This is a genomic window from Pseudomonas sp. B15(2017) (assembly GCF_002113215.1).
Taxonomy (GTDB): domain Bacteria; phylum Pseudomonadota; class Gammaproteobacteria; order Pseudomonadales; family Pseudomonadaceae; genus Aquipseudomonas.
Genome location: NZ_NEJZ01000003.1, coordinates 155,255 through 180,328 on the forward strand (window position 1 = coordinate 155,255; position 25,074 = coordinate 180,328).

The following is a 25,074-nucleotide window of genomic DNA, read 5'->3' on the forward strand; positions in this document are numbered from 1 at the left end:
CCTACTCCTTGGCGACGCGTTTCATGTCCGCATCCATCATCATGCGGATCAGGGTGTCGAGGTCGGTCTTGGGTTTCCAGCCGAGCACGCGCTGGGCCTTGGCCGGGTTGCCGAGCAGCACTTCGACTTCGGCCGGGCGGAAGAACGCCGGGTCGATCTTCACGTAGTCGCGGTAGTTGAGGCCGACGTGATCGAAAGCGATGCGGCACATCTCGCGCACGGTGGTGGTGACGCCGGTGGCGACCACGAAATCGTCAGGCTTGTCCTGTTGCAGCATCAGCCACATGGCCTCGACGTAGTCACCGGCGAAGCCCCAGTCGCGCTTGGCGTCGATGTTGCCCAGGGCCAGCTCCTGCTGTTTGCCCTGCTTGATGCGGGCGGCCGCGTCGGTGACCTTGCGGGTCACGAATTCGATGCCGCGCAGTGGCGATTCATGGTTGAACAGGATGCCGCTGCTGGCGTGCAGATTGAAACTTTCGCGGTAGTTGACGGTGATCCAGTGGCCGTAGAGTTTGGCCACGCCGTAAGGGCTGCGCGGGTAGAACGGGGTGTTTTCGTCCTGCTGCTCGGCCTGGATCAGGCCAAACATCTCGCTGGTGGATGCCTGATAAAAACGCGTGTGCGGACTGAACTGACGGATCGCTTCGAGCAGGTGAGTCACGCCCAGGCCATCGACGATGCCGGTGGTCACCGGTTGATCCCAGGAGGCAGCGACGAAGCTCTGGGCCGCCAGGTTGTACACCTCGTCCGGTGCCGATTTGATCACCGCACGCTGCACCGAGCAGGCGTCGGCCATGTCGCCGTCCAGGTAAACGATATCGGCTTCAACGCCCATCTCGCGCAGGCGCCAGCGTGAGTCGCTGCTGCGCCGTGCCACCAGGCCGTGAACCTTGTAGCCCTTGTCGAGCAGCAGTCTGGCCAGATAGGCGCCGTCCTGGCCGGTGATCCCTGTGATCAATGCACTTTTTGTCATTCTTGTCGTACTCGCGTCTCCCAGTCGGACAGGATCGCCCGCAGGGATTGTTGTGTAGTGATTTGCGGCGTCCATCCTGTGGTCCGGGCCAGCCGTTGATGGCTGCCGCAGACGCGACGCTGATCGGCGCGGCGCATGCGTGCCGGATCCTGAACCAGTTGCAACTCGACCTCGGCCAGATCGCCCAGCTGTTCGATGAGGCTGCGGATGCTTTGCTCATGTCCGGAGCAAATGTTGTAGACCTGCCCCGGCGTGCCTTTTTCCAGCAGCGCGAAATAGGCCGAGACCACGTCGCCGACATCAAGGAAGTCGCGGGTGACATCGATGTCACCGACTTCCAGCTGCGGTGCCTGCAGCCCTTGCTTGATGCGATTGATCTGCCGCGCGGCGCTGGCGATGACGAAGCTGTCCTTCTGCCCGGTGCCGATGTGGTTGAACGGACGCGCCACCAGCACCGGCCAGCCTTCGCTCAGTCCCCATTGCAGGCTGAGGAATTCGGCCGACAGCTTGCTCACGGCATAAGGATTGCGCGGGCAGGGCGGTTGTTGTTCGGTGATCGGCAGTGCGGCTTCTTCAACCTGGCCGTAGACGTCGCCCGAGCTGACATACAGGAACGTGCCCTTGAAGCCACGGGTCTTGAGTGCCTGCAACAGGTTCAGGGTGCCGAGCAGGTTGATGTCGATCGTACGTGCCGGGTCGCGGAAAGCTTCGGGGACAAAGGTCTGGCCAGCCAGGTGAATGACCGCATCGGGCAGCTGCGGCCACAGATCGATGAGGCTGTCCGGTTTTGTCAGGTCATAGGCAGAGGTGGCAGGCAGCAGTTGCCACGACGCGTCTTCCCCATGCAGACGTGACTGGATGTGTTGTCCTACGAACCCGCTGAGGCCCGTGATGAACAGACTCTTTTTCAAACAGCGACCCCTCGGTCTTTAACTTTCACCTCTTCCCACAGGCTTTAAGGGGATGTCTGTCAGACCAAGAGAAAAACCATGTCAGAAGACGGGTGAAGTCGTTGTTGTATTTGTTTGGTTGCCAATCTGTGCCAATTGCGCAGCAATTTCAACCGGGCAAATCGTGACTGGTCAGTTCTCGTCAGAGTAGTCGGGTTTTTCTCGCCGGGCGGTTCCCGAATCCTTGGGGGATGTGTTTAGAATGCCCCTCGGCGCGATCTCCTGCGGCATTTCGCAAGGATCGTGCGACAGGGTAAAACCGAACATTAAAACAAGAACAGAGACGTGCCCGATGACGCAGGACGAACACCGCTGATACCGGTTCGATCCGACGCCTGGCCGTCATAGCGTGAAGCGGCCGGGATGGTGGTTTCACCGTGGGATGCCATGAATTTCATTCTCTACTCGGATGTCAACGACCGCTCCATCAGCCAGAGTCTCGGGCGTCCCGAATACAGCTACTACTTTGTGCTCAAGGCCTATCGCCCGGTGCTGGAAAGCCTGGGGCGGGTGCATGTGGTGTCCAGCCGCACCGAGGTCGATCCACTCTATCGAACACTGCTCGGCGCCGGGGAAAGCAGCGTTTTCCTGTCCTTCACGCCTCCACAAAATACGCCGACCGACCTTGAATGTCCGACGATCTGCGTGATCGCATGGGAGTTCGATTCAATCCCTGATGAGTCGTGGGATGACGATCCGCGTCACGACTGGACGCAGATGCTCGCACGACAGGGACGGGTGATTACGCTGTCGAGCCATACCGCCCGCGCGATCCGCCGCGCCATGGGCGAAGACTTTCCGGTACTCGTGCTGCCGACACCCTTGTGGGAAAACTTCGCCGCCATTCGTGAGCAGCCTGCCAGTGCGCCGATCAATACCGGCGCGACCCTGGCAATCAAGGGCTGCATTTTCGACAGCCGCACGCTGGGACTGTCTGCCGATGACTTGCTGCCAAAACCGCTGACTGCCGAGCAACTGGCTGAAATCGAGGCTCTGCGCCCGCCACCGCTGACGGTCAAACGGCGCCTGGTCATTGCCCGTCATTATCTGCGCCTGTGGATGCTGGACGCGGGTGAAGAACGGGTGAAATACCTGCACAACTGGTACTGGGAAGGTGTGCAGGATCTGCTGTCGGACAGCGCACACGCCTGGCTTGAAAAACGTTTCCCGGCCATCGCCGCGCCGCATGCGGTGGCTGTGGCCGAGCCACCTCCGCTGGATTTGCCGGATACCTCTTCGGTAGTCGAGGCTGCGGTGGAAGGCGTGGTCTATGTCACTGTGTTCAACCCCAAAGACGGCCGCAAGAACTGGCACCATCTGATCACCGCGTTCTGCTGGGCCTTTCGCGAAACGCCTGACGCGACCCTGGTGCTGAAGATTACCCAGAACGATCTGGCGTCCTACTACAGCGAACTGATGACCTTGCTCGCGCAATTGACACCGTTCGCCTGCCGGGTGCTGGTGATGCACGGTTATCTGGACGACGAGCAATACGCGCGGCTTTACCGGGCTGCCAGTTTTTACGTCAACGCCTCACGTTGTGAGGGCTTGTGCCTGCCGCTGATGGAGTTCATGTCCAGCGGCAAACCGGTGATCGCCCCGGACCATACGGCGATGGAAGACTACATCGACGACACGGTGGCCTTCGTCGTGCAGTCCAGCGAAGAGCTGACGATCTGGCCCCAGGACACCCGAATCATCTACCGCACCCTGCGCTATCGGCCCGACTGGGCTTCGCTCAAACGCGCCTATGAGAACAGTTACCGGATGGCCAAGTCGCAGCCGCAGGATTACGCGCGCATGTCCGCCGCTGCTGTCGAACGCATGCACGACTACTGCGCGTTCGCTCCGGTGCAACGGCGCATGGCGGACTTTTTCGGTCTCGTGCCGCTGGCTGCCGATGCCGCCCCCGTGACGGATAACGCCTCATGCTGATCATCATTCACTCGGAAACCAACCAGCACACCATCGCGCAGAACCTGGGGCGGTCGGAGTACAGCTATTACTTCGTGCTCAAGGAATACCGACCGGTGCTCGAACGCCTTGGGCGTGTGGTGGAAGTCGTCGACCCGGTGCGCGAAGTCGATGCGCTGTATCTGGAATGCCTGTCCCGTGGCGAGCCGTGCGTGTTTCTGTCGTTCTCGCCGCCGCACCGCACGCCGACTCATCTGGCATGCCCGACGCTGCCGGTATTCGCCTGGGAATTCAGCACCATTCCCAACGAACCCTTCGACAACGAGCCGCGCAATGACTGGCGCATGGTGCTCCAGGCCTGTGGTGCGGCGATCACTCATTCCAGCTACACGGTCAATGCGGTGCGCGAAGCCATGGGTGCCGATTACCCGATTGTCGCGGTGCCGGCGCCGGTGTGGGATCGCTTCGCGGCCCGCGGCACGCAGCCTCAGGGGCAGCCCTCGACAGGACCGGTTCGACTGACGATCAAGGGTTTGGTCGCCGACAGTCGTCAGCTCAATCTCGACGCGTTCGGCCCGAAACACTTGCGCCGTGGCGAGGGCATCGATTTCCAGGCGCCGGTGCGCGAGCAGGAGCTGCTGCTGGACGGTGTCGTCTACACATCGGTGTTCAATCCCGGTGACGGACGCAAGAACTGGGAAGACATGCTCAGTGCATTCTGCGTGACGTTCCGCGACATCGAAGACGCGACGCTGGTGCTCAAGCTCACGCATCACGATGCCGAAGAGGCGCTCGGCGACATTCTTCATCACCTGTACAAAAACCAGTCCTACCGCTGCCGCATCGTGCTGATTTATGGCTACCTCGCGGACGCGGACTACGAGCGTCTGGTGCAGGCCACCCGATACGTGGTGAACACTTCCTACGGCGAGGGCCAGTGCCTGCCGCTGATGGAATTCATGTCCTGCGGCAAACCAGCGGTGGCGCCGCGCACCACGGCAATGATCGATTACCTGAGCACCGACAACGCGTTTCTGGTCGAGTCCACCGATGAACTCACCGCTTGGCCGCACGATCCGCGCAAGGCGTTCCGCACATTGCGCTACATGACCAACTGGGCGTCGGTCTGTGTGGCCTATCGCAACAGCTATGAGGTGGCGAAGAACGATCCCGGGCGTTATGCGCAAATGTCGGCGCAGGCCGTTTCCAGTCTCCAGGCGTTCTGCAGTCAGGCGGTGGCCGAGCAGCGTTTGCGTGATTTCCTTGCTCAAGTGCAGGAATCTCGCGCTGTCGCTGCAACGGAAGCCACAGGCACATGATCCGCGCATTGCTGAGGCGTTTGCGTCCGGTTGCGCGATCGGTGCCGGACTCTTCGCTGGTTGCTGCGCCTGAACCGCTGGCCGCCAGTGTTTCGCCGCGAGACGTCGGCCTGCGCGATGCCATGCTCGACGGCTGGTTTCACGGCGACAGTGGCGAGCTGCTCAAGGGCTTTGTCATCGATGCCGGCGACACTTTGCTCGATGTGGGTTGTGGCGAGGGCGTGGCGACATTGTTCGCCGTGCGCCAAGGCGCCTCGGTGATCTTCACCGACAGCGAGCACGACAAGGTGCGCGACCTCGCCCGGCAAGTCGAAGCGCAGAGCCGCAAGGCCAGCCTCGGTCTGGTCAGCAACAGTCTGCCACTGCCGTTGAGCGACGGCTGTGCGAGCAAGGTCGTGTGCATGGAAGTGCTGGAGCACATCGACCAGCCCGAGCCGTTCATGGCCGAACTGGTGCGCATGGGCCGTCCCGGCGCGTTGTATCTGCTCAGTGTGCCGGCACCGGTAGGCGAGCATTTGCAGCAAGGCATCGCTCCGGCGGGTTATTACCAGTCACCCAATCATGTGCAGATCTTCACCCCGGAGCGCTTCGCGGCCCTGGTGGAGGATGCCGGTCTGGTGATCGAGCATCGTCAGGCCACGGGTTTTTTCTGGGTGATGGGTATGATCTTTTTCTGGGCCAGCGAACGGGCTGCCGGACGTGACCTCGACGGTGCCGTGCGCGACCGGATCCAGGCACCGTATCCACCGTTGATGGAGAGTTGGGCCAGGACCTGGCAGGACTTGCTGGCGCAGCCCGATGGATTGGCGATCAAACAGATGCTCGACCGGTTCATGCCCAAGAGTCAGGTGATCATCGCCCGCAAACCGATTGATACAGGACGTGTGTCATGAGCGGCAAACGGATCATGGACATCGAAGTCTTGCGAGCTGTCGCGGTACTCGGCGTGTTGTTTCATCACTTGCAGGGCAGCCTGTTCACCGACCCGGTACCGCTGCTTGAAAGGATCCATGCCGTAGCGCAACCGTGGTGGGGCGTCGACCTGTTTTTTGCCATCTCCGGGTTTGTTATCGCCCGCAGCCTGATCCCGGCGCTGCGCGGTTGCAGCAATCGCCAGGAATACTGGGAGCAGACGCGCAATTTCTGGCTGCGCCGGGTCTTTCGCCTCTTGCCGTCGGCCTGGCTGTGGCTGGCGCTGATGCTGCTGGCGTGTGTGTTTCTCAACCGTTCGGGGGCATTCGGCACATGGTCGGCCAACGTTCAGGCCACCCTGGCAGGCGTGCTTCAGTACGCCAACTTCCGCTTTGCCGATGCGTTCTTTCATTACGAATACGGCAGCAGTTTCGTCTACTGGAGTCTGGCGCTGGAGGAGCAGTTCTACCTGTTGTTTCCGCTATTGATCCTGCTGTGCCGCAAGCATCTGGTGTGGGCATTGCTGGCACTTGTAGCGGTGCAATTGTTCACCGTGCGTACGCCACTGCTGATGGTGATCCGTACCGACGCGCTGGCGCTGGGTGTGCTGTTGGCGATAGGGAGCGTGCAGCCGGGTTACCGCCGTTGGGAGCCCGTATTCCTGCGTCGGCCGTGGGCCGGATTGTCCGCGCTGATCGGTCTCGGAGCGCTGCTGAGCTTCATGGCTACCGACCGTTTCACCTTTGCCGGCTACCGCATCGGGTCTATCGCCGTGCTCAGCGCCGTGCTGGTGTGGATCGCCTCGTACGATCGCAATTACCTGTTGCCGGCCGGTGGCCTGCAACGGCTGATGGCATGGATCGGCAGCCGCTCCTACGGCATTTACCTGATCCACATCCCGGCCTATCAACTGGTGCGGGAAATGACCTTCCGTTTGCAGAGCGCCGGTCTGCCGAGCCCGGCAGGGCATCCGATCGTGACGCTGCTGATCGCCGGTGGCCTGATCGTTCTGCTCAGCGAACTCAACTACCGCTTTATCGAAATGCCCATGCGCAATCGAGGCGCCACGCTGGTGAAACGCCTCGGCACTTCGCGAACCGTCGTCTCGTCCTCTGGAGCCACCTCATGCTGAGCCTTTTGAAAAAACTCACGGCGGCTCCGGCCCCCGTACAAGCTGTCGCACCGGTCGCCGACAAGGTAGACCCATATATGCTCGGCCTGCACGATGCGATGCTCAGCGGCTGGTTCAATCAGGAAACCGGTGAGCTGTTCAAAGACTTTCCGGTGACCGCCGACGACACCTTGCTGGACGTTGGCTGCGGAGACGGTGGCAACGTGCATTTCTGCGGCATGCGCGGGGCGAAGATCATCATTGCCGACATCGACGGCGCCAAGGTCGAAGCGACCCGTAAGCGCCTGAGCGATACGCCGGCGCGTGGCGTCGAATGCCATGTGACCGATTGCAATCCGCTGCCGATCGCCGATGGCACCGCCACTCGCGTGGTGTCCACTGAAGTCATCGAGCACGTCGACGACCCGGCGCAGTTCCTTGCCGAACTGGTGCGGGTCGGCCAGTCGGGCGCGCTGTATTTGCTCAGCGTGCCGCACCCCAGCTCCGAGGACCTGCAAAAGGACATCGCCGCACCGGAGTATTTCCAGAAGCCCAACCACATTCGCATCATCAGTGAGGAACAGTTCAAGGCGATGGTCAGCGAGGCGGGGCTCGAGATCATCAGTCACAGCCAGTACGGCTTTTACTGGTCGATGTGGATGTTGCTGTTCTGGGAAGCCAAGGTCGAATTCAGCAATCCGGATCATCCGCTGCTCAATCACTGGGCCGAGACCTGGCAAGCGGTGCTGGACTCGCCGCGCGGCGCGCAGATCAAGCAGGCGCTGGATGCGGTGGTGGCCAAGAGTCAGGTCATCATCGCCCGCAAGCCCTGAGCGCTTTTGTGTAACCTTGCAGCCTGATGTCTCAGGGATCTGCAAGGTATGCGCTTTATCATCGGGTGTTCAGCCGTGGTGGCTGTGTTGTTGCTGTGTGCTTGTGAACGGCAGGACGCAGCGCCGCTCGATCAGCAGCTTTATGTCTGGCAACGGCAATGGACGCCGGCCCATGAACCTGCCCTGAACGACAGTCGCAGTGACTTTTCGACGTTGCGGGTATTGGCGCTGCAGGCTTTCCCGAATGCGGGATGGAGTCGGGCACGAATCGATACCGCACTGCTGAAACGCGATGCCCGGCCGTTGATCGCAGTAATTCGTCTCGACGGCCAGCTCAAGGCGCTCGACCCGCAAGCGGTCACTGCGCAAATCCTTCAAGTACTTGCCGACTGGCAAGGGCAGGGGCTGAACCTGAGCGGCGTCGAGATCGACCATGACGCCGGCAGTGCCCGACTGCCCGCTTACATCGAATTCCTCACCCACTTGCGCGGCGCATTGCCGGCCAGCCTGCCCCTGAGCATCACCGCATTGCCCGCCTGGCTCGACAGCCCGCAATTGCCGGCGCTGTTGGCGACCGTCGACAGCAGCGTGTTGCAGGTGCACGCCGTCAGCGATCCGCGTCACGGTCTGTTCGATCCCGAGCAGGCGCAGCGCTGGGCCAAGGCCTGGGCGCGGGTGACCAACAAGCCGTTTTATCTGGCGCTGCCGGCCTACGGCGTGGCGTTGCTGGCGAATACCGATAGCACCGTGGTGGAAAGTGAAGTGCCGCTCGAACGTGGCGGCCAGCGACGCGAATTGCTGGCCGATCCACAACAGTTGGGCCGGTTGGCCAAAGTATTACGCGAGGATCGCCCGGCGCATCTGGCCGGTCTGATCTGGTTTCGCCTGCCGTTGGCCAACGACCGCAGAGCCTGGAGTCTGAGCACGCTGCGTGCGGTCGCCCGAGGCGATGCATTGAACAGCCAGCTCGGCTTGGTGTTCACCGAACAGAACGATGTGAATGACATCACCTTGCGTAACGTCGGTAACCTCGACAGCGCCTGGCCCGCCCGCATCACCATCAAGGCCCGGGGCTGTGAAGGGGCTGATGCGCTCGCCGGTTACACGTTGCAACAGACGGCGGATCTGCTTACCTTCACCCGCCTGCGCGACGGCCGATTGCCGGCGGGCGGGCAGCGGGCGATCGGTTGGGCACGCTGCGCAAATATTGATCAAGGAGGTTCGCATGTTGACCCGTAACTGGCCCCGCCATCTGCTTTGTCTGAGTCTCAGCCTGCCGCTGGGATCGGCCCTGGCCTGCGGCCCTGATTTCCCGATGCGTCTGCTCGACGATCGCGGGCAATCGCTGGCGGAACTGCCGGAGGGCAACTTCAGGTTCGAGATCAGTCGTCTCGGCAAAACCATTGCCGGGCTGAAGAACGTCACCGCCGCCACCCATAATCCGGATGACATCTACGCCGAGGCGCCAGAACCCGCCGAGGTGCGCAACAAGGCCGAGCAGATCGGTCTGACACCTGAACAGCAGGCACTGGTCAAACGACTGCGCAGCCTGACCGATGCGCGTCAGGTCGACATGCAGGGCGCGAGCCTGCCGGCGGAACTGCGTCTATATGTGGCGGGCGCCGTGGCGTTCGGCGCCGGTGACCATCAACTGGCTGTCGAGTATTTCCGTCAGTTGCTGGCGCTGCCGGCCGATCAGCGCGCGTTGCGCAGCACTTGGGCGGCTTATTCACTGGGCCGGGCATTCTTTGCCATGAGCAGCGAAGCCGGGGATGCGCTACTAGCTTTGGAGAACGCCATCGAAGCCTTCCGCCAGACCCGGCAATTGAGCATCGACGGTTTCAGCGATCCGCTGGAACTCGGCGTGGCCAGCCTCGGCGAAGAGGCGCGAGCGCTGCGCACGGCAGGTGACTGGAACAATGCCATCAAGCTCTATGCCGCGCAGAACCTGCACGGCTCGAACGTCGGTTACACCTCGCTCAAACAATTGATGAACGAGCTGGCCGAGGAGCCCGAAGACCGGCTGGCGAAATTGCTGCGCGGCGAAGCGGTGCAGCAACTGGTGACCGCCTCGCTCATCAGCCGGATGGGCTGGTCGTTTGGCGATGAGCCGCCGAACGAGAAGAAGCTGGTCAAGGCCCTGCAAGCGAGCACGCGCGGCAGCCTCGACAACGCTGATCGATTGGCGGCGATGAATTACCAACAGGGCGATTACGCCAGCGCCAAGGCGTTCCTCGAACACGCTGGCGACAGTGGCCTGGCGTGGTGGTTGCGGGCAAAACTGGCGGTGCGCGACGGCGACAGGAACGCAGCAGCTGCGGCCTACGCAAAAGCCGCGCAAGCGTTCCCGCAGGACGAATCCTGGGGTGAGCGGCGCACCGCCGACTGGAATCTCGAAAGCGTGCAGCCCAAGTGCCGGGTCGAGGGTGAAAGCGCGATTCTCGCGCTGCAACGTGGCGAGTATCTGCAGGCTTTTGACCAGTTGTATCGCAGCCGGAATATTTACTGGTTCGACGCCGCGACCGTGGCCGAGCGGGTGCTGACGGTCGAAGAACTGAAAAACTACGTCGATACCAATGTTCCGGCACCGCCCGCGCTGAGCCAGCAGGATCGCGACAATTACGTGCCGCTGCCGGTGGCCGCAAGCCTGCGCAATCTGCTGGGGCGGCGGTTGCTGCGTGAGGGGCGTTATGAAGAGGCGGTCGGCTATTTCGACAGCGCCGATCTGCAGAACAAGGCCCGGCTCTATGGTGAGCAACGCCTGAAGGCGGATTCGGCATGGTGGCCGACCAAGCGTGCCAGCGCGCTGTTCAATGCCGCGTGGACGGCCCGTGAGTGGGGCATGGACATTCTGGGCTACGAAATGGCCCCGGATTACGCGACCTTCGGCGGCAACTACAGCCTGGAAAATGCCGGGCTCAAAGTCGGGCCGCTGGTGAGCGAAGCCGAAGTGCAACGTCAGAAAGCCAGTGAGGCGCAGCCGGATGAGCGTTATCACTATCGGTTCGTCGCGACGGCGCTGGCCAGTCGTGCGGCGGATAATCTGCCGCACACCAGTCAGGCATTCGCCGCCGTATTGTGCTCGGCGGCGGGCTGGAACAGCAGCCTGGAAGAGCAGAGCGCCTTGTACAAACGTTATGTCGACGAAGGGCCGTACGTACCGTGGGCCGTGGATTTCGGCCATCAATGTCCTTATCCGGACTTCGAAAACGCCGACAAACGCTACGTCACTCAGGTGACCGATTCGGTGCGTTCGACACTGCGGCCGTACAAGTGGCCGGTCCAGATCGGCGCGATTGTGGCCTTCACTGCCGTGGCGTTGTTGCTGATTGCTCGCCGCCAACGCAAGGCCCGCAAACCTTAAGCCTGCTGGACAAACGTCAGGCGAACGGCGAAGCCGATCAACAGGCTGCCGAACAGCCACTGTTGCACTCGCTGGGCTGTCGGGCTGTGTTTCAGCCAGCGGCCCAGCGCGGCGCCGGTCAGGGCGTAGGCGCTGTCGAACAGCAGACCTGCGCCCACCAGGATCGCGCCGAGCAGCGCAAACTGCGTCAGCACCGGTGCGCCATTCGCCACGATAAATTGCGGCAGCAGCACCGAACAGAACAGCAACGCTTTCGGGTTGAGCAGATTGGTCAGCAGGCCGCGACGGATGGCTGCGTACCACTGCGCATGACTGTCCGTTACGGTGTCGGCGTTCAGATCCGGCAACAGCGTGGTGCGCAGACATTGAACGCCGATCCACAGCAAGTACGCCGCCCCGGCGATCCGCACGGCATCGAACGTCCACGGCGCCGCCTTGAACAGCGCCGCCAAACCCAACGCCGCCAACGCGACGTGGCAACCTCGGGCAATCGCCAGGCCCATCGCTGTGGCCAGCGCTGCGCCGCGTCCCTGGCGGGCGCCGGTCTGCAACAGCAGGATCATGTCCGGGCCGGGCAGCAGATAGACCACCCCCAACGCCAGGAAAAACAGCCAGAGACTCGCCATGTCGCACCCCTCTCGTTGTCGATTCGGTCGCCTCAGTCTAGGGCCGAAGGGCAGGGCAGGTGGTTGCGTAATCAGCTTCTAAGGGCGGATGAATTGGCATAATCTGCACACTTTCACCGCCTAAACCATCAGGATCTGCCAACCATGAAACTGGATGCCTTCGACCGCAAGATTCTCGCCGCGCTGCAACGGGACGGGCGCCTTAGCAATGTGCAGTTGGCTGATGAAATCGGTCTGTCGGCATCGCCGTGCCTGCGCCGGGTGCGCATGCTCGAAGAGGCCGGAGTCATTCGCGGTTATCAGGCCAATCTGGATCGTGATGAAGTGGGGTTGGGGCTGACGGTGTTTGTCGGGGTCAAGGTCGAGCGCCACAACGATGAACAGGCTGAGGCGTTCCACCGGGCGGTGACGGCGTTGCCGGAGGTGATTTCGGCGTTCCTGGTGTCCGGAGAATCAGACTTTCTGCTGCAAGTGGTGGTGCCGGACCTGCGCGCTTATGACCGCTTCCTCACCGGATGTCTGTTGAAGCTGCCGGGGGTGAGCGATATCCGCAGCAATTTTGCGATCCACACAGTGAAGACGCCCGGCGCGTTACCGCTGGGGCATCTGCCGTCCTGATACTTCCCGCATTGCGCGGGAAGTATTCGCACAGTGCTTACATCTGCGTCGCCATCCCCTCGACATTCATTGCCGCCTGACGCAACGCTTCGGAGCGGGTTGGATGCGGGTGACAGGTCAGCGCGATGTCTTCGGCCGAGGCGCTGAATTCCATGGCCACGCAGAACTCACCGATCATTTCACTGACGCTCGGCCCGACCAGATGCACGCCGAGGACTTCGTCGGTGCGCTCATCGGCGATGACCTTGGCAAAGCCCTCGGTCTCGTGATTGATCTTCGCCCGGCTGTTGGCGGTGAACGGGAATTTGCCGACCTTGTACGCCCGGCCTTCGGCCTTCAGCTGCTCTTCGGTCTTGCCGACGCTGGCCAGTTCCGGGCGGGTGTAGATCACGTTGGGGATCAGGTCGTAATTGACCTCGCCGGCCTTGCCGACGATCTGCTCGATGCAGGCCATGGCTTCGTCTTCGGCCTTGTGCGCGAGCATCGGCCCGGACGTCACGTCGCCAATCACCCACACGCCGGGTGCTTCGGTGCGATGCTGTTTATTGGCGAGCATGCCGCGTTTGTCGGTGCTCAGGCCGACATTTTCCAGGCCCAGGCCCTGGGTGTACGGACGCCGACCAATGGCCACCAGCACGTAATCGGCTTCGAGGATTTCCGCGCTGCCGCCAGCGGCGGGTTCGACACTGAGCTGTACGCCAGTGGCCGAGGAGGTGGCGCTGGTCACTTTCGAGCTCAGCTTGAAGCTGATGCCCTGTTTGCTCAGCGAGCGTTGCAGGGTTTTGCCGGCTTCGCCGTCGACGCCGGGGCAGATGCGGTCCAAGTATTCCACCACGGTTACCTGCGCGCCGAGCCGGCGCCAGACCGAGCCAAGTTCGAGGCCGATCACGCCCGCGCCGATCACTACCAGATGTTTGGGTACTTCATTCAGGGACAGCGCGCCGGTTGAGTCGAGGATGCGCTTATTGTCGATCTCCACACCGGGCAGGGGAGTGGGCTCGGAGCCGGTGGCGATGACGATGTCCTTGGCGGTGAGCTCGATCCGGCTGCCCTGATCGCCGGTCACGCTGACTTTTCCGGGGCCGTCGATATGGCCCCAGCCCTTGATCCAGTCGACTTTGTTTTTGCGGAACAGAAATTCGATGCCTTTGGTCAGGCCGCTCACGCTTTCGTCTTTCTGCTTCATCATTTGCGCAAGGTTGAGCGTGGGTTTGACCTCGATGCCGAGGTTGGCGAACTCCGCACCCTGTGCCGCTTCGTACATCTCGGACGCGTGCAAAAGCGCCTTTGACGGCATGCAGCCGACGTTCAGGCAGGTGCCACCCAGCGTGGCGCGGCCCTCGACACACGCGGCCTTGAGGCCCAGCTGGCCGGCGCGGATCGCTGCGTTATAACCGCCGGGGCCGCCGCCCAGAATCACCACGTCATAGTTGCTCATGCTCTCACTCCTGGCTTAAGGATGCGGATCGGTAAAAGTAGTTCGCACTGAAAATTACGAACGTAATATGTGCGTTTCCAGACATTTCGGTCAAGGCTTCAGGCAAGCGACAGGTTGCGCATCTTTGAATGGCGCAAATGAGTACAAATATTTCACGACTTTCGTTATATCGTAACGATATGTGTGGAAAGCCAAGGGTTTTGGGGGGATATGCAAGTCGATCTGGATGAAGGCACGCCGGTGACCGCGATGCCGCGCTTTCAGCAAGCGGCGACGCAGGGCCGGCGTTTGCGTCGCCTGGCGATCGGTCTGGGCGTGTTGGCCGGGGCGGGATGGGGGCTGGCATTTTTCGTCGGCCTGTTTGCGCCGCAATCGCTGTGGCCCGCATTGCTGGTCAATCAGAGCGCGGCGTTGCTGGTGCTGGTGGCCGGGTTGCAATCGGCGTGGTGGGTGACGCGCTGGCGGGCGCGGGTGATCAATCCCGTCGTGCCGGTGACGGCTGCTGAGGAACCAGCGCCGGAAGGCTGGTACGAGCGCCTGCTGGATCGCATGAGCCAGCGCAGTCTGCACCTGCTCAGGCAGATTGGCGCGGCCACATTGTGGTTGGGCGGGTGGTCGGTGCTGGTGCTGTTGAGCATCGAGCAAATATGGAATCTGGCGTTGCCGGCGGCGGTTGTGGGCTTGTCTGCCACGGTTGGCGCGGCCATCGCTTTGCTGCTGGCATTCGCTCTGCTGGTGCTGGAGCGGCAACTGGCGCAGGAAAACCCGGCGCAATGGCCCGAGGCCGGAGCGCTGGCGCAACTGACGCGAGTGGCGATCATCAGTCTGGTGTTGGGCGCGTTGTGCCTGCTTTTCGCCAGTGAGAGTGCAATCTGGCCGGTGCGTCTGGCAGTGTTGATCGGCATTCTGCCGGGACTGGTTGCCCTGGAATTACTGCTGCGTGCGCTGCTGTCGCTGTTCAGCCCGCGCCGCGAACAACTCGAACCGGCATTGCTGGCGCGCAGTTTCGTCGCCGATTTGCTGCGCTGGCCGCCACAACCGTTGCTCGCATTGCAGCACGAATTGCACAACCGTTTCGGCATCGATCTGCGTCAGATCTGGGCCTTCAGTTACATGCGTCGCGCTTTCTTACCGGTGTTGCTGCTGGTGGCAGCGGTCGGTTGGCTGCTCACCGGCCTTCACGAAATTCCGCTGCAAAGCCGTGGCATCTACGAGCGCTTCGGCAAACCGGTGCAGGTTTTCGGTCCGGGTTTGCACGCCGGTTTACCCTGGCCGCTGGGGCGCGTGCTGAATGTTGAAAATGGTGTTGTGCACGAACTGGCGACCAGCGTCGGCGAGAACCCGACGCCCGCGCAGTTGGACCCGGCAGAAGGGCCGGCGCCTCTCACCGCGAATCGTTTGTGGGACGCCAGCCACGTCAACGACAAGTCTCAGGTTATCGCCAGCAGCCGTGGCGATCAGCAGAGCTTTCAGATCGTCAACATGGATGTGCGCTTCGTCTACCGCATCGGCCTGAGCGATCAAGCCGCGCTTGCCGCCACCTACAACAGCGCCGATGTGCCGACGCTGATCCGCAGCACCGCCAGCCGGATTCTGGTGCATGACTTTGCCTCGCGTACTCTCGACGGATTGCTTGGCGAGGACAGGACCGGGCTCGCCGAAGAAATCGGCCGCGCCGTGCAAGGCGATCTGCAGAAACTCGACAGCGGCGTGGAAATTCTCGCCACGGTGGTCGAAGCGATTCACCCGCCGGCAGGGGCGGCCAATGCCTATCACAGCGTGCAAGCGGCACAGATCGGCGCTCAGGCATTGATCTCCCGCGAGCGCGGCGCCGCAGCCGAAGCGAGTAACCAGGCGCAATTGCAGGCCAGTCTCGCTCGGGATCAGGCCACTGCCAACGCCCACGAAATCAATGCCACCGCCCGGGCGGCGGACCTGAAATTCAGCGCCGAACAAAAGGCCTACGCCAGCGCCGGCCAAGCCTTCGTGCTGGAGCAATACCTCAGCCAACTCAGCCAGGGTTTGAGCAAAGCCAAACTGTTGGTACTCGACCATCGCCTGGGCGGCAGCAGTAATGCGCCGACCATCGATCTGCGTACGTTCACGCTGCCGGCAGACCCGGCGCGCACCACCGCTCAGCCAGGAGCCACCCATTGAGCCAGTCGCACACTCACGATCACCATGACCACAGCGGCCACGATCATGCTCATGGCGGCGGTCATCACCATCACGGGCATCATCACCATCACCACGGCGCGCCGGAAGAGGCGGGGCCTTTTCCCTGGAAACGCATGGGTTGGGCAGCGTTACTGGTGGCCTTTGCCATCGCGGCGGCAAGCCTGGTGCAAGTGCGCTCCGGTGAAGCCACGGTCATCACGCGGTTTGGCAACCCGTCCCGCGTGTTGCTGGAACCGGGTCTGAGTTGGCGCTGGCCGGCACCGTTCGAAGCGGCGATTCCGGTAGACCTGCGTTTGCGCACGACCTCCAGCGGCTTGCAGGACGTCGGCACCCGCGATGGTTTGCGCATCATCGTTCAGGCGTACGTCGCCTGGCAGGTACAAGGCGACCCCGACAACGTGCAGCGCTTCATGCGCGCCGTGCAGAACCAGCCGGACGAAGCGGCGCGGCAGATTCGGACGTTTGTCGGCTCGGCGCTGGAAACCACGGCCAGCAGTTTCGATCTGGCCAATCTGGTGAACACCGATGCCAGTCAGGTTCGCATCGCCGATTTTGAAGCGCAGCTGCGTCAGCAAATCGATCAGCAACTGCTCGCCACTTACGGGGTGCGCGTGGTGCAGGTGGGCATCGAACGTCTGACATTGCCATCGGTGACCTTGAATGCAACGGTTGACCGGATGCGTGCCGAGCGTGAAACCATCGCCACCGAACGCACCGCCGTCGGCAAGCGTGAAGCGGCGCAAATCCGCTCCTCCGCCGAACGCGATGCGCGAATCGTGCAAGCCGATGCCACGGTGAAAGCCGCCGATATCGAAGCCCAATCGCGAGTGGAAGCGGCGCAGATTTACGGACGTGCTTACGCCGGTTCACCGCAGCTGTACAACTTGCTGCGTTCACTGGACACCCTGGGCACCATCGTTTCGCCAGACACCAAGCTGATCCTGCGCACCGACGCCGCGCCATTCCGGGTGTTGGTCGACGGTCCGCCCAATCTCGACAGCAAAAGCGGAACGCAGCCATGAATGAAGTTCCACGTGGAACACATTCGCTGAACAGTCCTTGGATTCAAGCGGGACGTCTGGCGTTTTTCGCCCTGTACGCAGTAACCGTGCTCGCGGCGTTGGCCTGGGCATTTTCCAATGTGCGGCAGATTGACCCGCAAAATCGCGCGATGGTTTTGCATTTCGGAGCGCTGGATCGCATTCAGAATGCCGGGTTGCTATTGGCGTGGCCGCAGCCGTTTGAACAGGTGGTTTTGTTACCGGCGGCGGATCGGGTCATTGAGCGACGGGTGGAAAATCTGCTGCGCAGTGATCAGGCCGTGCGGGCGGATCGCGTCGCCACCTTCGCCACACCGCTGAGTGACGCGCTGGCCGGTTCCGGTTATCTGCTCACCGGTGATGCCGGCGTTGTGCAGCTGGATGTGCGGGTGTTCTACAAGGTCACCGATCCCTATGACTTTGTGCTGCAAGGCGAGCATGTTTTGCCGGCACTGGATCGAGTGGTGACGCGAAGCGCGGTTGCGCTGACGGCTGCGCGGGATCTGGACACGATTCTGGTGGCGCGGCCCGAGTTGATCGGTGCTGATAATCAGGCCGCCGAACGTCGCGAACGGTTGCGCGGTGATCTGGTGCAAGGCATCAACCGACGTCTCGCCGAGTTGAAGGCGAGCGGTCAGGGCATCGGCATCGAAGTGGCGCGGGTCGATGTGCAATCGAGCCTGCCGGAGCCGGCGGTGAGTGCTTTCAACGCCGTCCTCACCGCCAGCCAGCAAGCCGACAAGGCGGTCGCCAATGCCCGCACGGACGCTGAAAAGCTGACCCAGTCTGCCAACGAACAGGCCGACCGCACGCTGCAAGTCGCCCACGCCCAGGCCGGTGAGCGCCTGGCCAAAGCCTCCGCCGACACGGCGACGGTGCTGAGTCTGGCCAAGGCGCAACAGCAGGGCACTGACCCACAAATGCTGTTGCGTCTGTACCGCGAGCGGATGCCAAAGATTCTCGGCCAGGCCGGTTCGGTGACCACGGTCGATCCGAAAGACGATTCACGCCTGATCATTCAGGGAGCCAGCCAATGACTGCCACCACCTCCGCTCCGAGCCTGTTGTCTTCGGCCGAACAACGCCGCGCCGCGCGCCAGTTGACCCTGGCGATGCTCGCCCTCGGCTTGCTTGGTCTTGGACTGATCTGGCGCTGGTTGATGCCGGAACAGACCGGCGTCAGTCAGTTGTTGCTCGGATTTGCTTCTTTATTGGTCGCGGTGCCGGTGATGCGTTCTGCGTGGTTCAGCCTGCGTTATCCGAGCCTGCACGGCATCACTGATCAATTGATCGCCCTGGCGATGATCGGGGCCTGGGCCACGGGCGATCTGCTCACCGCTGCGCTGTTGCCGGTCATCATGATCTTCGGCCATGTGCTGGAAGAGCGCAGTGTGATCGGCTCCCAGGAAGCGATTCATGCCCTCGGCCAACTGACGCGCAGCCATGCGCGCAAGGTGCAGGCGGACGGCTCGGTCATCGAAGTCGACAATGGTGCGCTCAAGGCTGGCGACAAAGTTGAAGTGCGCGCCGGCGATCGCGTGCCGGCGGACGGTCGGGTGGTGTCCGGTCAGGCCAGCCTCGATACGGCGTCGATCACCGGTGAGTCGGTGCCGGTGGAGGCGGTTGTCGGCATGGCAGTGTTCGGCGGCGCGATCAACCTCGACGGGTTGCTGCGAATTGAAGTGACCCGTACCGGGGATGAGTCGACTCTCGGCAAGGTCATCGCGCTGATGCAAAACGCCGAACGCTCCAAGCCGCCGATCACCCGTTTGCTCGAACGCTATGCCGGCAGTTACATGGTGCTGGTGTTGTTGCTTGCGGCAGTCACCTGGTTCATCACCAACGATGCACAGGCGATGCTCGCGGTGCTGGTGGCGGCATGCCCTTGCGCGCTGGTGTTGTCGGCGCCGGCCACGGCGATTGCCGGAGTGGCGGTAGCCGCTCGGCACGGGATTCTGATCCGCAGTTCGGCGTTCCTGGAGGAATTGGCCGATCTCACTTCGCTGGTCGTCGACAAGACCGGCACCCTGACTTACGGCACGCTGCGCTTGCAGTCGATCAGCAGCCCGCGAGCGGATCACGGATCGGTAATGGCACTGGCCGCGAGCCTGGGCGCGGCGAGCAGCCATCCTGTCAGCCGCGCCCTGGCCGGACTGGTCAGCGCGGAAGAGGTGTTGGTGCTGACCGATATTCATGAGCGGCAGGGGTTGGGCGTAGTGGCCAAAACCGCGCAAGGCGAGGCCGCACTCGGGCGCCCGGAGCTGTTTGCGCAGTTGGGCATCCCGACCACCGCGATCCCCGAACACGATGGCCCGCTTGCCGGATTGGCATTGAATGGCGAATTTCTCGCCTGGCTGTTGCTGGCCGACACCGTCAAACCGGAAGCGCGATTTGCGTTGAGCGAGCTGCGTGACCTCGGGCTAGGGAGGCAACTGTTGTTAACCGGTGACCGGCAGAGCGTTGCGCAAACCCTGGCCAAGGACGTCGGCCTGCATGAAGTAGAAGCCCAGGCGTTGCCCGAAGACAAACTCAACCGAGTGCTCAAGGAAATCGATAACGGCTTCCGGCCGATGGTGGTCGGCGACGGGATCAACGATTCGCTGGCGCTCAAAGCAGGTGTCGTCGGGGTGGCGATGGGCGCGGGCGGCGCGGACATTGCGTTGGCGTCAGCCGACATCGTGCTGATCGGCAGTGACCTGCGTCGGCTTGGCACCTGTGTGCGCCTGAGTCGTCAGTGCCGGAAAACCTTGCAGGTGAACGTGATCATCGGTCTGGGCTGGACGCTGGCCATCGTGGTATTCGCGGCCTTCGGCTGGCTCGGTGCGGCGGGCGCGATGATCGCTGCATTGCTGCACAACCTGAGCACGCTGCTGGTGCTGGGCAATGCTGGCCGGCTGCTGCGTTTTCAGGAGCCGCTGCTGAAACTGAAAGCGTCGGACTGATCATTTTTCGAACTGTGCGCCGCTCTCGCAGTCATTTGAGAAGGCGCACTGAAACACGGATGACCGCGCGGTGACAGCCGCTGTGGCTGATAGTCGGCGACTATCAGATCGATAGCCTGCTAATTTTCAAGGATGGTCTACCCTCAGATCAGACGTCTGAAACCAGGGGGATATTCCATGCTCGCGCAACTTCCACCGGCCTTACAGAATCTGCAGCTTCCGCTTCGCCTGCGACTCTGGGACGGCCATGAATTCAATCTGGGCCCGACGCCCAGCGTCACCATCGTGGTCAAGGACCCGTTGATGGTGTCCCAGTTGACCCATCCAAGCCTCGACGCGCTGGGGGCGGCGTTTGTCGAGGGCAAACTTGAACTGGAAGGGTCGATCAGCGAGGTCATCCGGGTGTGCGATGAGTTGAGCTCCGCGCTGCTCGATGAAGACGAAGACAGTCACCCGGTGCGCACGCTCCACGACAAGGAAACCGACGCCAAGGCCATCTCCTATCACTACGATCTGTCCAACGCGTTCTACCAGCTGTGGCTGGACAGCGACATGGCGTATTCCTGCGCGTATTTCGAAACCGGCAGCGAAACCCTTGAGCAGGCGCAACAGGCCAAGTTCCGGCACCTGTGTCGCAAGCTGCGTTTGCAGCCGGGTGATTACCTGCTGGACGTCGGTTGCGGCTGGGGCGGTCTGGCGCGTTACGCCGCCCGTGAGTTCGGCGCCAAGGTCTTCGGTATCACCCTGAGCAAGGAACAACTGGCGCTGGCTCGTGAGCGGGTCAAGGTTGAAGGCCTGGAAGACCAGGTCGAACTGCAGCTGCTTGACTACCGCGATCTGCCTCAGGACGGGCGTTTCGACAAAGTGGTCAGCGTCGGCATGTTCGAACACGTCGGCCACGCCAACCTCGCCGAATACTGCAAAACCCTGTTCGGCGCGGTGAAAGAGGGCGGTCTGGTGATGAACCACGGCATCACCGCCAAGCACACCGATGGCCGTCCGGTGGGGCGCGGTGCCGGGGATTTCATCGAGAAGTACGTGTTCCCCAACGGCGAGCTGCCGCACCTGGCGATGATCTCGGCCGAGATCAGCGAAGCGGGTCTGGAGATTGTCGACGTCGAAAGTCTGCGCCTGCATTACGCGCGCACCCTGGACCACTGGAGCGAACGGCTGGAGGACAATCTTGAAGCCGCCGCGAAACTGGTGCCGGAGCAGGCGCTCCGTATCTGGCGTCTGTACCTGGCGGGCTGCGCTTACGCATTCGCTCGCGGCTGGATCAACCTGCACCAGATTCTCGCCGTGAAAGCCCATGCCGACGGCAGCCATGAACTGCCGTGGACCAGGGACGACATCTACAACCCTTGAACCTAGAGAATCGGTGAAATCAGCCGGGCGATCCGCATGCCGACCTGTTGCAGGCGATGGATCTCCCGGCTTTCTTCTTTGGCGACCTCGTAGGCTTGGGCGAAGTCGTCATTGAGCATCTGTTCCACGCTGGCGGCGAATTCGCTGTCGACGGTCAGCAGCATCACTTCGAAATTCAGCCGGAACGAGCGGTTGTCCAGATTGGCGCTGCCGATGGCGCTGATTTCGCTGTCGATCAACACCACTTTTTGATGCAGGAATCCCGGTTCATAGCGGAATACCCGCACGCCGGCGCGCACCGCTTCGAACGCGTACAGGCTGGATGCGGCGTAGACGATGCGGTGGTCGGGACGCGAAGGCAGCAGCAGACGCACATCGACCCCGCGCAATACCGCGAGGCGTAATGCGGCGAACACGGCTTCGTCGGGAATGAAGTAGGGGCTGGTGATCCACACGCGCTCGGTGGCGGCGTGGATGGCTTCGACGAAGAACAGCGAGCAGGTTTCGTAGGCATCCGCCGGGCCACTGGCGAGTAATTGGCAAAGTACGCCGTCCTCCGGGTAGGCGTCCGGCAGGATCAGCGGCGGCAATGACCGCGCGGCCCAGAACCAGTCTTCGGCAAATGACTCCTGCATGCACGCGACCACCGGGCCGCGCACCTGGACGTGGGTATCGCGCCACGGTGCCAGCGGTGGTTTTTCACCCATGTACTCGTCGCCAACGTTGTGGCCGCCGACAAACCCGATCAGCCCGTCGACCACCACGATCTTGCGGTGGTTGCGGAAATTCACCTGGAAACGATTGAGCCAGCCGCCGCGGGTGGCGAATGCTTTGACCTCGACGCCGCCATCGCGCAGCGCCTGCACGTAGCTGTGGGGCAGGGCGTGGCTGCCGATGCGGTCATAGAGCAAATGGATCACCACGCCTTCGGCCGCTTTTTTCAGCAACAGGTCACGCAGGCGCTGACCGAGTCGATCGTCGTGAATGATAAAAAACTGGATCAGCACGGCTTCCCGCGCCTGGTCGATTGCGTGGAAAATCGCCTCGAAGGTGGCGGCACCGTTGATCAGCAATCGCACTTCATTGTTGGCCAGGCACGGCATGCGCCCCAGTTTCGGCATCGCCCGCAACGAGTCATACGCATTCGAGGCGCGGGCGGTCAGGGCTTCTTCCACCCACGGCCGCCAGTTGAGTTCGGAAATCGCCTGGCGCATCTGTTCGTTGGCCTGGCGGCGGGCCTTGATGTAGCCATCGAAGGTGCTGCGGCCGAACACCAGATACGGGATGAGGGTGAGGTAGGGAATGAAGATCAGCGACAGCGCCCAGGCAATCGAGCCTTGTGCCGTGCGTACGGTCAATACGGCATGGATCGCAGCGATCGAGCCGAGGGTGTGTATCAGGGCGATCAGGTAACCGAAGATGTGCGGTCCGAAATAATCCATGGGGCAACCTTGCTCCTGAAGATTCAATGCTTAACAGACCATGTTCCAGGGCGATTGTCGCTATTTGTTTTCAAGTCGCCAGTGTCCGCCATGAACCGAAACAGGCGGCCGGCGTCTAACGGCCACTACTGATCAGGAGTTTTTCAATGAACGTTCGTCTGCTGGGTTTGGCGCTGGGCCTGGGTTTGGCCTTGCCGGTGGTTGCTCAGGCGCAAATGCTGCAGCCGGGGTTGTGGGAAATGACGTCGAGCAATGTGAAGGTCGATGATCAGGTGATGGATGTGCAGTCGATCCTCGGCAAGATTCAGGGCCAGATCACTCCGCAACAACGGGCTGAACTGGAGAAGCAGGGGATCAACATCGGCGGCAAGGGCATTCGCGCCTGTCTGACGCCGCAGCAGGTGGCGACCAACGATATTCCACTGGCGGATCCACAGTCGGGCTGCAAGCAGCAGATCACCGAGCGTGTCGGCAACCAGTGGAAATTCCGCTTCAGTTGCCCGAAAGCCCAAGGCACCGGTGTTGCGACGTTCCTCAGTGACCGCGAGTTCACCACCGTCGCCAACGGTACTTTCAACGCCATCGGGATCAACCAGAAGGGCAGTCTGGAAACCCGGGCAGTCTGGCTGGGTCAGGATTGCGGTACGGTCAAACCGAGAGCGTAACGTCACTGTCGAAACCGCCTCCACATCGAGTGGAGGCGGTTTTTTTCAGCGCATGAACCGCAGCGGCAATCCCTGACAGTTGTCATGGATCCGATGGTCATGCCACGCAATCTGCCCCGATACCACCGTCGTGCTGACCCGATGCCGAAAGCTGCGCTGAGCGAACGGCGTCCAGCCGCATTGCGACAGAACCGGCTGGCGTGACACCGCGACACCCTTGGGCTCCGGTTGCACCAACACCAGATCCGCCCAATACCCCTCACGCAAATAACCGCGATCCGGAATGGCAAACAGATCCGCCACCCGGTGACTGGTCTTGGCCACCAGTGTGCTGATCGGCAGCACGCCATCCGCCACCAGTTCCAACAACGCCGGCAGCGCGTGTTGCACCAGTGGCAGCCCGGACGGCGCCTGTTCATACGCTTGCTGTTTTTCCGCCCAGGTGTGCGGCGCATGATCGCTGCCGATCACGTCCAGCCGATTGCTTAGCAGTGCCTGGCGCAGGGCGTCGCGATCGCTTTGGGACTTGATCGCCGGATTGCATTTGATCAGGTTGCCGAGGGTCGGATAGTCACGGTCATCGAACAGTAGATGGTGCAGGCAGACTTCGGCGGTGATGCGTTTTTGCGACAGCGGCTTGTCTTCGAACAACGCCAGTTCGCGGGCCGTGGTCAGGTGCAGGACGTGCAGACGAGTGCCGTGACGTTTCGCCAGATCCACTGCCAGAGACGACGAACGAAAGCAGGTATCCGCATTGCGGATCAGCGCGTGGGCATCGGCTGGCAAATGATTGCCGTAGCGCTCACGCAGATTCCCGGCATTCACTTCGATGCTCGGCGTGTGTTCACAGTGGGCCAGCAGAATCGTCGGCACTTGCGCGAACAGGCGCTCGAGGGTGTTCGGGTCGTCCACCAGCATGTTGCCGGTGGACGCGCCCATGAACACTTTCACACCGGCCACTTCACAGGGATTGAGCGCCGCGACGGTGTCCAGATTGTCGTGACTGACACCGAAGTGAAAACCGTAGTTGGCCACCGAGGTGATCGCTGCCCGGCGCTTTTTGTCGGCCAGCGCTTCAAGGGTCAGCGTGGCAGGGTTGGTGTTGGGCATGTCCATGAAACTGGTGATGCCCCCAACCACGGCAGCACGGGATTCGGTGTGGATGCTGCCCTTGGCCGGTGCACCCGGCTCGCGAAAATGCACCTGGTCGTCAATCATGCCCGGCAGCAACCATTGGCCGTTGGCGTCGATTTCACGGGTCGCGTTTTCACCTTCGATGCTGCCGGCGATCTTGATGATGCGCCCGTTGCTGACCAACAGATCGGCGTCGAACTGACGACCTTCGTTCACCAGCCGCGCATTGCGAATCAACACACTGCTCATGA

The 25,074-nt window shown here is 62.0% G+C and carries 20 protein-coding genes; 14 read left to right on the plus strand and 6 right to left on the minus strand.

The features are described 5' to 3' along the window. Window position 1: 1 nt before the first annotated feature. Together gmd and CAF73_RS06235 are read right to left on the minus strand one after the other, a co-directional pair. Entirely contained in the window at window positions 2–973 is a 972-nt protein-coding gene (gmd, locus tag CAF73_RS06230; RefSeq protein WP_007954189.1) for a GDP-mannose 4,6-dehydratase, read from the minus strand. Beyond that, window positions 970–1,884 (minus strand): GDP-mannose 4,6-dehydratase, encoded by a 915-nt coding sequence (locus CAF73_RS06235; protein WP_085696656.1) that lies wholly within the window; start codon window positions 1,882–1,884, stop codon window positions 970–972. Before CAF73_RS06235 ends, gmd begins: the two co-directional genes overlap by 4 nt. A gap of 426 nt (window positions 1,885–2,310) precedes the next feature. Here CAF73_RS06235 and CAF73_RS06240 point away from each other — a divergent pair, with 426 nt between their 5' ends. Genes CAF73_RS06240 through CAF73_RS06270 form a run of 7 tightly spaced genes read left to right on the plus strand, consistent with a single transcriptional unit; the run spans window position 2,311 to window position 11,376 of the window. Next, on the plus strand, window positions 2,311–3,858 hold the full coding sequence (locus CAF73_RS06240) for a glycosyltransferase (RefSeq protein WP_234206175.1): 1,548 nt from the start codon (window positions 2,311–2,313) through the stop codon (window positions 3,856–3,858). Further along, window positions 3,852–5,156 carry a glycosyltransferase gene (locus tag CAF73_RS06245; RefSeq protein ID WP_085702256.1) on the plus strand — a complete coding sequence of 435 codons (1,305 nt, stop codon included), beginning with the start codon at window positions 3,852–3,854 and terminating at the stop codon, window positions 5,154–5,156. Before CAF73_RS06240 ends, CAF73_RS06245 begins: the two co-directional genes overlap by 7 nt. Next, window positions 5,153–6,049, plus strand: coding sequence for a bifunctional 2-polyprenyl-6-hydroxyphenol methylase/3-demethylubiquinol 3-O-methyltransferase UbiG (locus CAF73_RS06250; RefSeq protein ID WP_085702257.1), 897 nt, complete (start codon window positions 5,153–5,155; stop codon window positions 6,047–6,049). The genes CAF73_RS06245 and CAF73_RS06250 overlap by 4 nt, the downstream gene beginning before the upstream one ends. Then, a complete protein-coding gene (locus CAF73_RS06255) occupies window positions 6,046–7,200 on the plus strand; it encodes an acyltransferase (protein WP_085696663.1) in 1,155 nt (384 codons plus the stop codon). Before CAF73_RS06250 ends, CAF73_RS06255 begins: the two co-directional genes overlap by 4 nt. Continuing rightward, on the plus strand, window positions 7,194–8,012 hold the full coding sequence (locus CAF73_RS06260; RefSeq protein WP_085696665.1) for a class I SAM-dependent methyltransferase: 819 nt from the start codon (window positions 7,194–7,196) through the stop codon (window positions 8,010–8,012). Before CAF73_RS06255 ends, CAF73_RS06260 begins: the two co-directional genes overlap by 7 nt. Before the next feature lie 48 nt (window positions 8,013–8,060). After that, window positions 8,061–9,251: a DUF3142 domain-containing protein gene (locus CAF73_RS06265; RefSeq protein ID WP_085702258.1), complete on the plus strand. Its 1,191-nt coding sequence runs from the start codon at window positions 8,061–8,063 to the stop codon at window positions 9,249–9,251. Next, window positions 9,238–11,376 carry a hypothetical protein gene (locus tag CAF73_RS06270; RefSeq protein ID WP_085702259.1) on the plus strand — a complete coding sequence of 713 codons (2,139 nt, stop codon included), beginning with the start codon at window positions 9,238–9,240 and terminating at the stop codon, window positions 11,374–11,376. Before CAF73_RS06265 ends, CAF73_RS06270 begins: the two co-directional genes overlap by 14 nt. Here the strand turns inward: CAF73_RS06270 and CAF73_RS06275 are convergent. After that, window positions 11,373–12,002: a LysE family translocator gene (locus CAF73_RS06275; protein WP_085696670.1), complete on the minus strand. Its 630-nt coding sequence runs from the start codon at window positions 12,000–12,002 to the stop codon at window positions 11,373–11,375. The two genes, CAF73_RS06270 and CAF73_RS06275, sit on opposite strands and share 4 nt — an antisense overlap. Window positions 12,003–12,146: 144 nt before the next feature. Between CAF73_RS06275 and CAF73_RS06280 the strand changes: the two genes are divergently transcribed. After that, window positions 12,147–12,620, plus strand: coding sequence for an Lrp/AsnC family transcriptional regulator (locus CAF73_RS06280; RefSeq protein WP_007954205.1), 474 nt, complete (start codon window positions 12,147–12,149; stop codon window positions 12,618–12,620). A 37-nt stretch (window positions 12,621–12,657) separates the two neighbouring features. Here CAF73_RS06280 and lpdA read toward each other — a convergent pair whose 3' ends face one another. Next, window positions 12,658–14,058, minus strand: coding sequence for a dihydrolipoyl dehydrogenase (gene lpdA, locus CAF73_RS06285; protein ID WP_085702260.1), 1,401 nt, complete (start codon window positions 14,056–14,058; stop codon window positions 12,658–12,660). Between the two features lie 210 nt (window positions 14,059–14,268). Here lpdA and hflK (CAF73_RS06290) point away from each other — a divergent pair, with 210 nt between their 5' ends. The 5 genes from hflK (CAF73_RS06290) to cfaB all read left to right on the plus strand — a co-directional run bounded on the left by hflK (CAF73_RS06290) (window position 14,269) and on the right by cfaB (window position 21,582). Further along, on the plus strand, window positions 14,269–16,215 hold the full coding sequence (gene hflK, locus CAF73_RS06290) for a protease modulator HflK (protein WP_085702261.1): 1,947 nt from the start codon (window positions 14,269–14,271) through the stop codon (window positions 16,213–16,215). Next, window positions 16,212–17,258 carry a protease modulator HflC gene (gene hflC / locus CAF73_RS06295; RefSeq protein WP_085702262.1) on the plus strand — a complete coding sequence of 349 codons (1,047 nt, stop codon included), beginning with the start codon at window positions 16,212–16,214 and terminating at the stop codon, window positions 17,256–17,258. The genes hflK (CAF73_RS06290) and hflC overlap by 4 nt, the downstream gene beginning before the upstream one ends. Next, window positions 17,255–18,313, plus strand: a complete 1,059-nt coding sequence (gene hflK, locus CAF73_RS06300; protein WP_085702263.1) for a protease modulator HflK — start codon at window positions 17,255–17,257, stop codon at window positions 18,311–18,313. Before hflC ends, hflK (CAF73_RS06300) begins: the two co-directional genes overlap by 4 nt. Then, window positions 18,310–20,217 (plus strand): heavy metal translocating P-type ATPase, encoded by a 1,908-nt coding sequence (locus CAF73_RS06305; protein ID WP_085702264.1) that lies wholly within the window; start codon window positions 18,310–18,312, stop codon window positions 20,215–20,217. Before hflK (CAF73_RS06300) ends, CAF73_RS06305 begins: the two co-directional genes overlap by 4 nt. Before the next feature lie 177 nt (window positions 20,218–20,394). Next, window positions 20,395–21,582: a C17 cyclopropane fatty acid synthase CfaB gene (gene cfaB / locus CAF73_RS06310; protein WP_085702265.1), complete on the plus strand. Its 1,188-nt coding sequence runs from the start codon at window positions 20,395–20,397 to the stop codon at window positions 21,580–21,582. A 2-nt stretch (window positions 21,583–21,584) separates the two neighbouring features. Here cfaB and cls read toward each other — a convergent pair whose 3' ends face one another. Continuing rightward, the gene (gene cls, locus CAF73_RS06315) at window positions 21,585–23,024 is read right to left on the minus strand and encodes a cardiolipin synthase (RefSeq protein ID WP_085696684.1); all 1,440 of its coding nucleotides are present in this window, start codon (window positions 23,022–23,024) and stop codon (window positions 21,585–21,587) included. Between the two features lie 146 nt (window positions 23,025–23,170). Here cls and CAF73_RS06320 point away from each other — a divergent pair, with 146 nt between their 5' ends. Then, on the plus strand, window positions 23,171–23,689 hold the full coding sequence (locus tag CAF73_RS06320) for a DUF3617 domain-containing protein (RefSeq protein WP_085702266.1): 519 nt from the start codon (window positions 23,171–23,173) through the stop codon (window positions 23,687–23,689). Between the two features lie 45 nt (window positions 23,690–23,734). On the opposite strand, the gene CAF73_RS06325 is transcribed toward CAF73_RS06320, so the two are convergent. After that, window positions 23,735–25,072, minus strand: coding sequence for a dihydroorotase (locus CAF73_RS06325; RefSeq protein ID WP_085702267.1), 1,338 nt, complete (start codon window positions 25,070–25,072; stop codon window positions 23,735–23,737). Between the last annotated feature and the right edge of the window lie 2 nt (window positions 25,073–25,074).

Bases quoted from the DNA above. Each gene is read 5' to 3' on its own strand.
- gmd (WP_007954189.1), bottom strand. From the start codon at position 973: ATGACAAAAAGTGCATTGATCACAGGGATCACCGGCCAGGACGGCGCC.
- CAF73_RS06240 (WP_234206175.1), top strand. From the start codon at position 2,311: ATGAATTTCATTCTCTACTCGGATGTCAACGACCGCTCCATCAGCCAG.
- CAF73_RS06245 (WP_085702256.1), top strand. From the start codon at position 3,852: ATGCTGATCATCATTCACTCGGAAACCAACCAGCACACCATCGCGCAG.
- CAF73_RS06250 (WP_085702257.1), top strand. From the start codon at position 5,153: ATGATCCGCGCATTGCTGAGGCGTTTGCGTCCGGTTGCGCGATCGGTG.
- CAF73_RS06255 (WP_085696663.1), top strand. From the start codon at position 6,046: ATGAGCGGCAAACGGATCATGGACATCGAAGTCTTGCGAGCTGTCGCG.
- CAF73_RS06260 (WP_085696665.1), top strand. From the start codon at position 7,194: ATGCTGAGCCTTTTGAAAAAACTCACGGCGGCTCCGGCCCCCGTACAA.
- CAF73_RS06265 (WP_085702258.1), top strand. From the start codon at position 8,061: ATGCGCTTTATCATCGGGTGTTCAGCCGTGGTGGCTGTGTTGTTGCTG.
- CAF73_RS06270 (WP_085702259.1), top strand. From the start codon at position 9,238: ATGTTGACCCGTAACTGGCCCCGCCATCTGCTTTGTCTGAGTCTCAGC.
- CAF73_RS06275 (WP_085696670.1), bottom strand. From the start codon at position 12,002: ATGGCGAGTCTCTGGCTGTTTTTCCTGGCGTTGGGGGTGGTCTATCTG.
- CAF73_RS06280 (WP_007954205.1), top strand. From the start codon at position 12,147: ATGAAACTGGATGCCTTCGACCGCAAGATTCTCGCCGCGCTGCAACGG.
- lpdA (WP_085702260.1), bottom strand. From the start codon at position 14,058: ATGAGCAACTATGACGTGGTGATTCTGGGCGGCGGCCCCGGCGGTTAT.
- hflK (WP_085702261.1), top strand. From the start codon at position 14,269: ATGCAAGTCGATCTGGATGAAGGCACGCCGGTGACCGCGATGCCGCGC.
- hflK (WP_085702263.1), top strand. From the start codon at position 17,255: ATGAATGAAGTTCCACGTGGAACACATTCGCTGAACAGTCCTTGGATT.
- CAF73_RS06305 (WP_085702264.1), top strand. From the start codon at position 18,310: ATGACTGCCACCACCTCCGCTCCGAGCCTGTTGTCTTCGGCCGAACAA.
- cfaB (WP_085702265.1), top strand. From the start codon at position 20,395: ATGCTCGCGCAACTTCCACCGGCCTTACAGAATCTGCAGCTTCCGCTT.
- cls (WP_085696684.1), bottom strand. From the start codon at position 23,024: ATGGATTATTTCGGACCGCACATCTTCGGTTACCTGATCGCCCTGATA.
- CAF73_RS06320 (WP_085702266.1), top strand. From the start codon at position 23,171: ATGAACGTTCGTCTGCTGGGTTTGGCGCTGGGCCTGGGTTTGGCCTTG.
- CAF73_RS06325 (WP_085702267.1), bottom strand. From the start codon at position 25,072: ATGAGCAGTGTGTTGATTCGCAATGCGCGGCTGGTGAACGAAGGTCGT.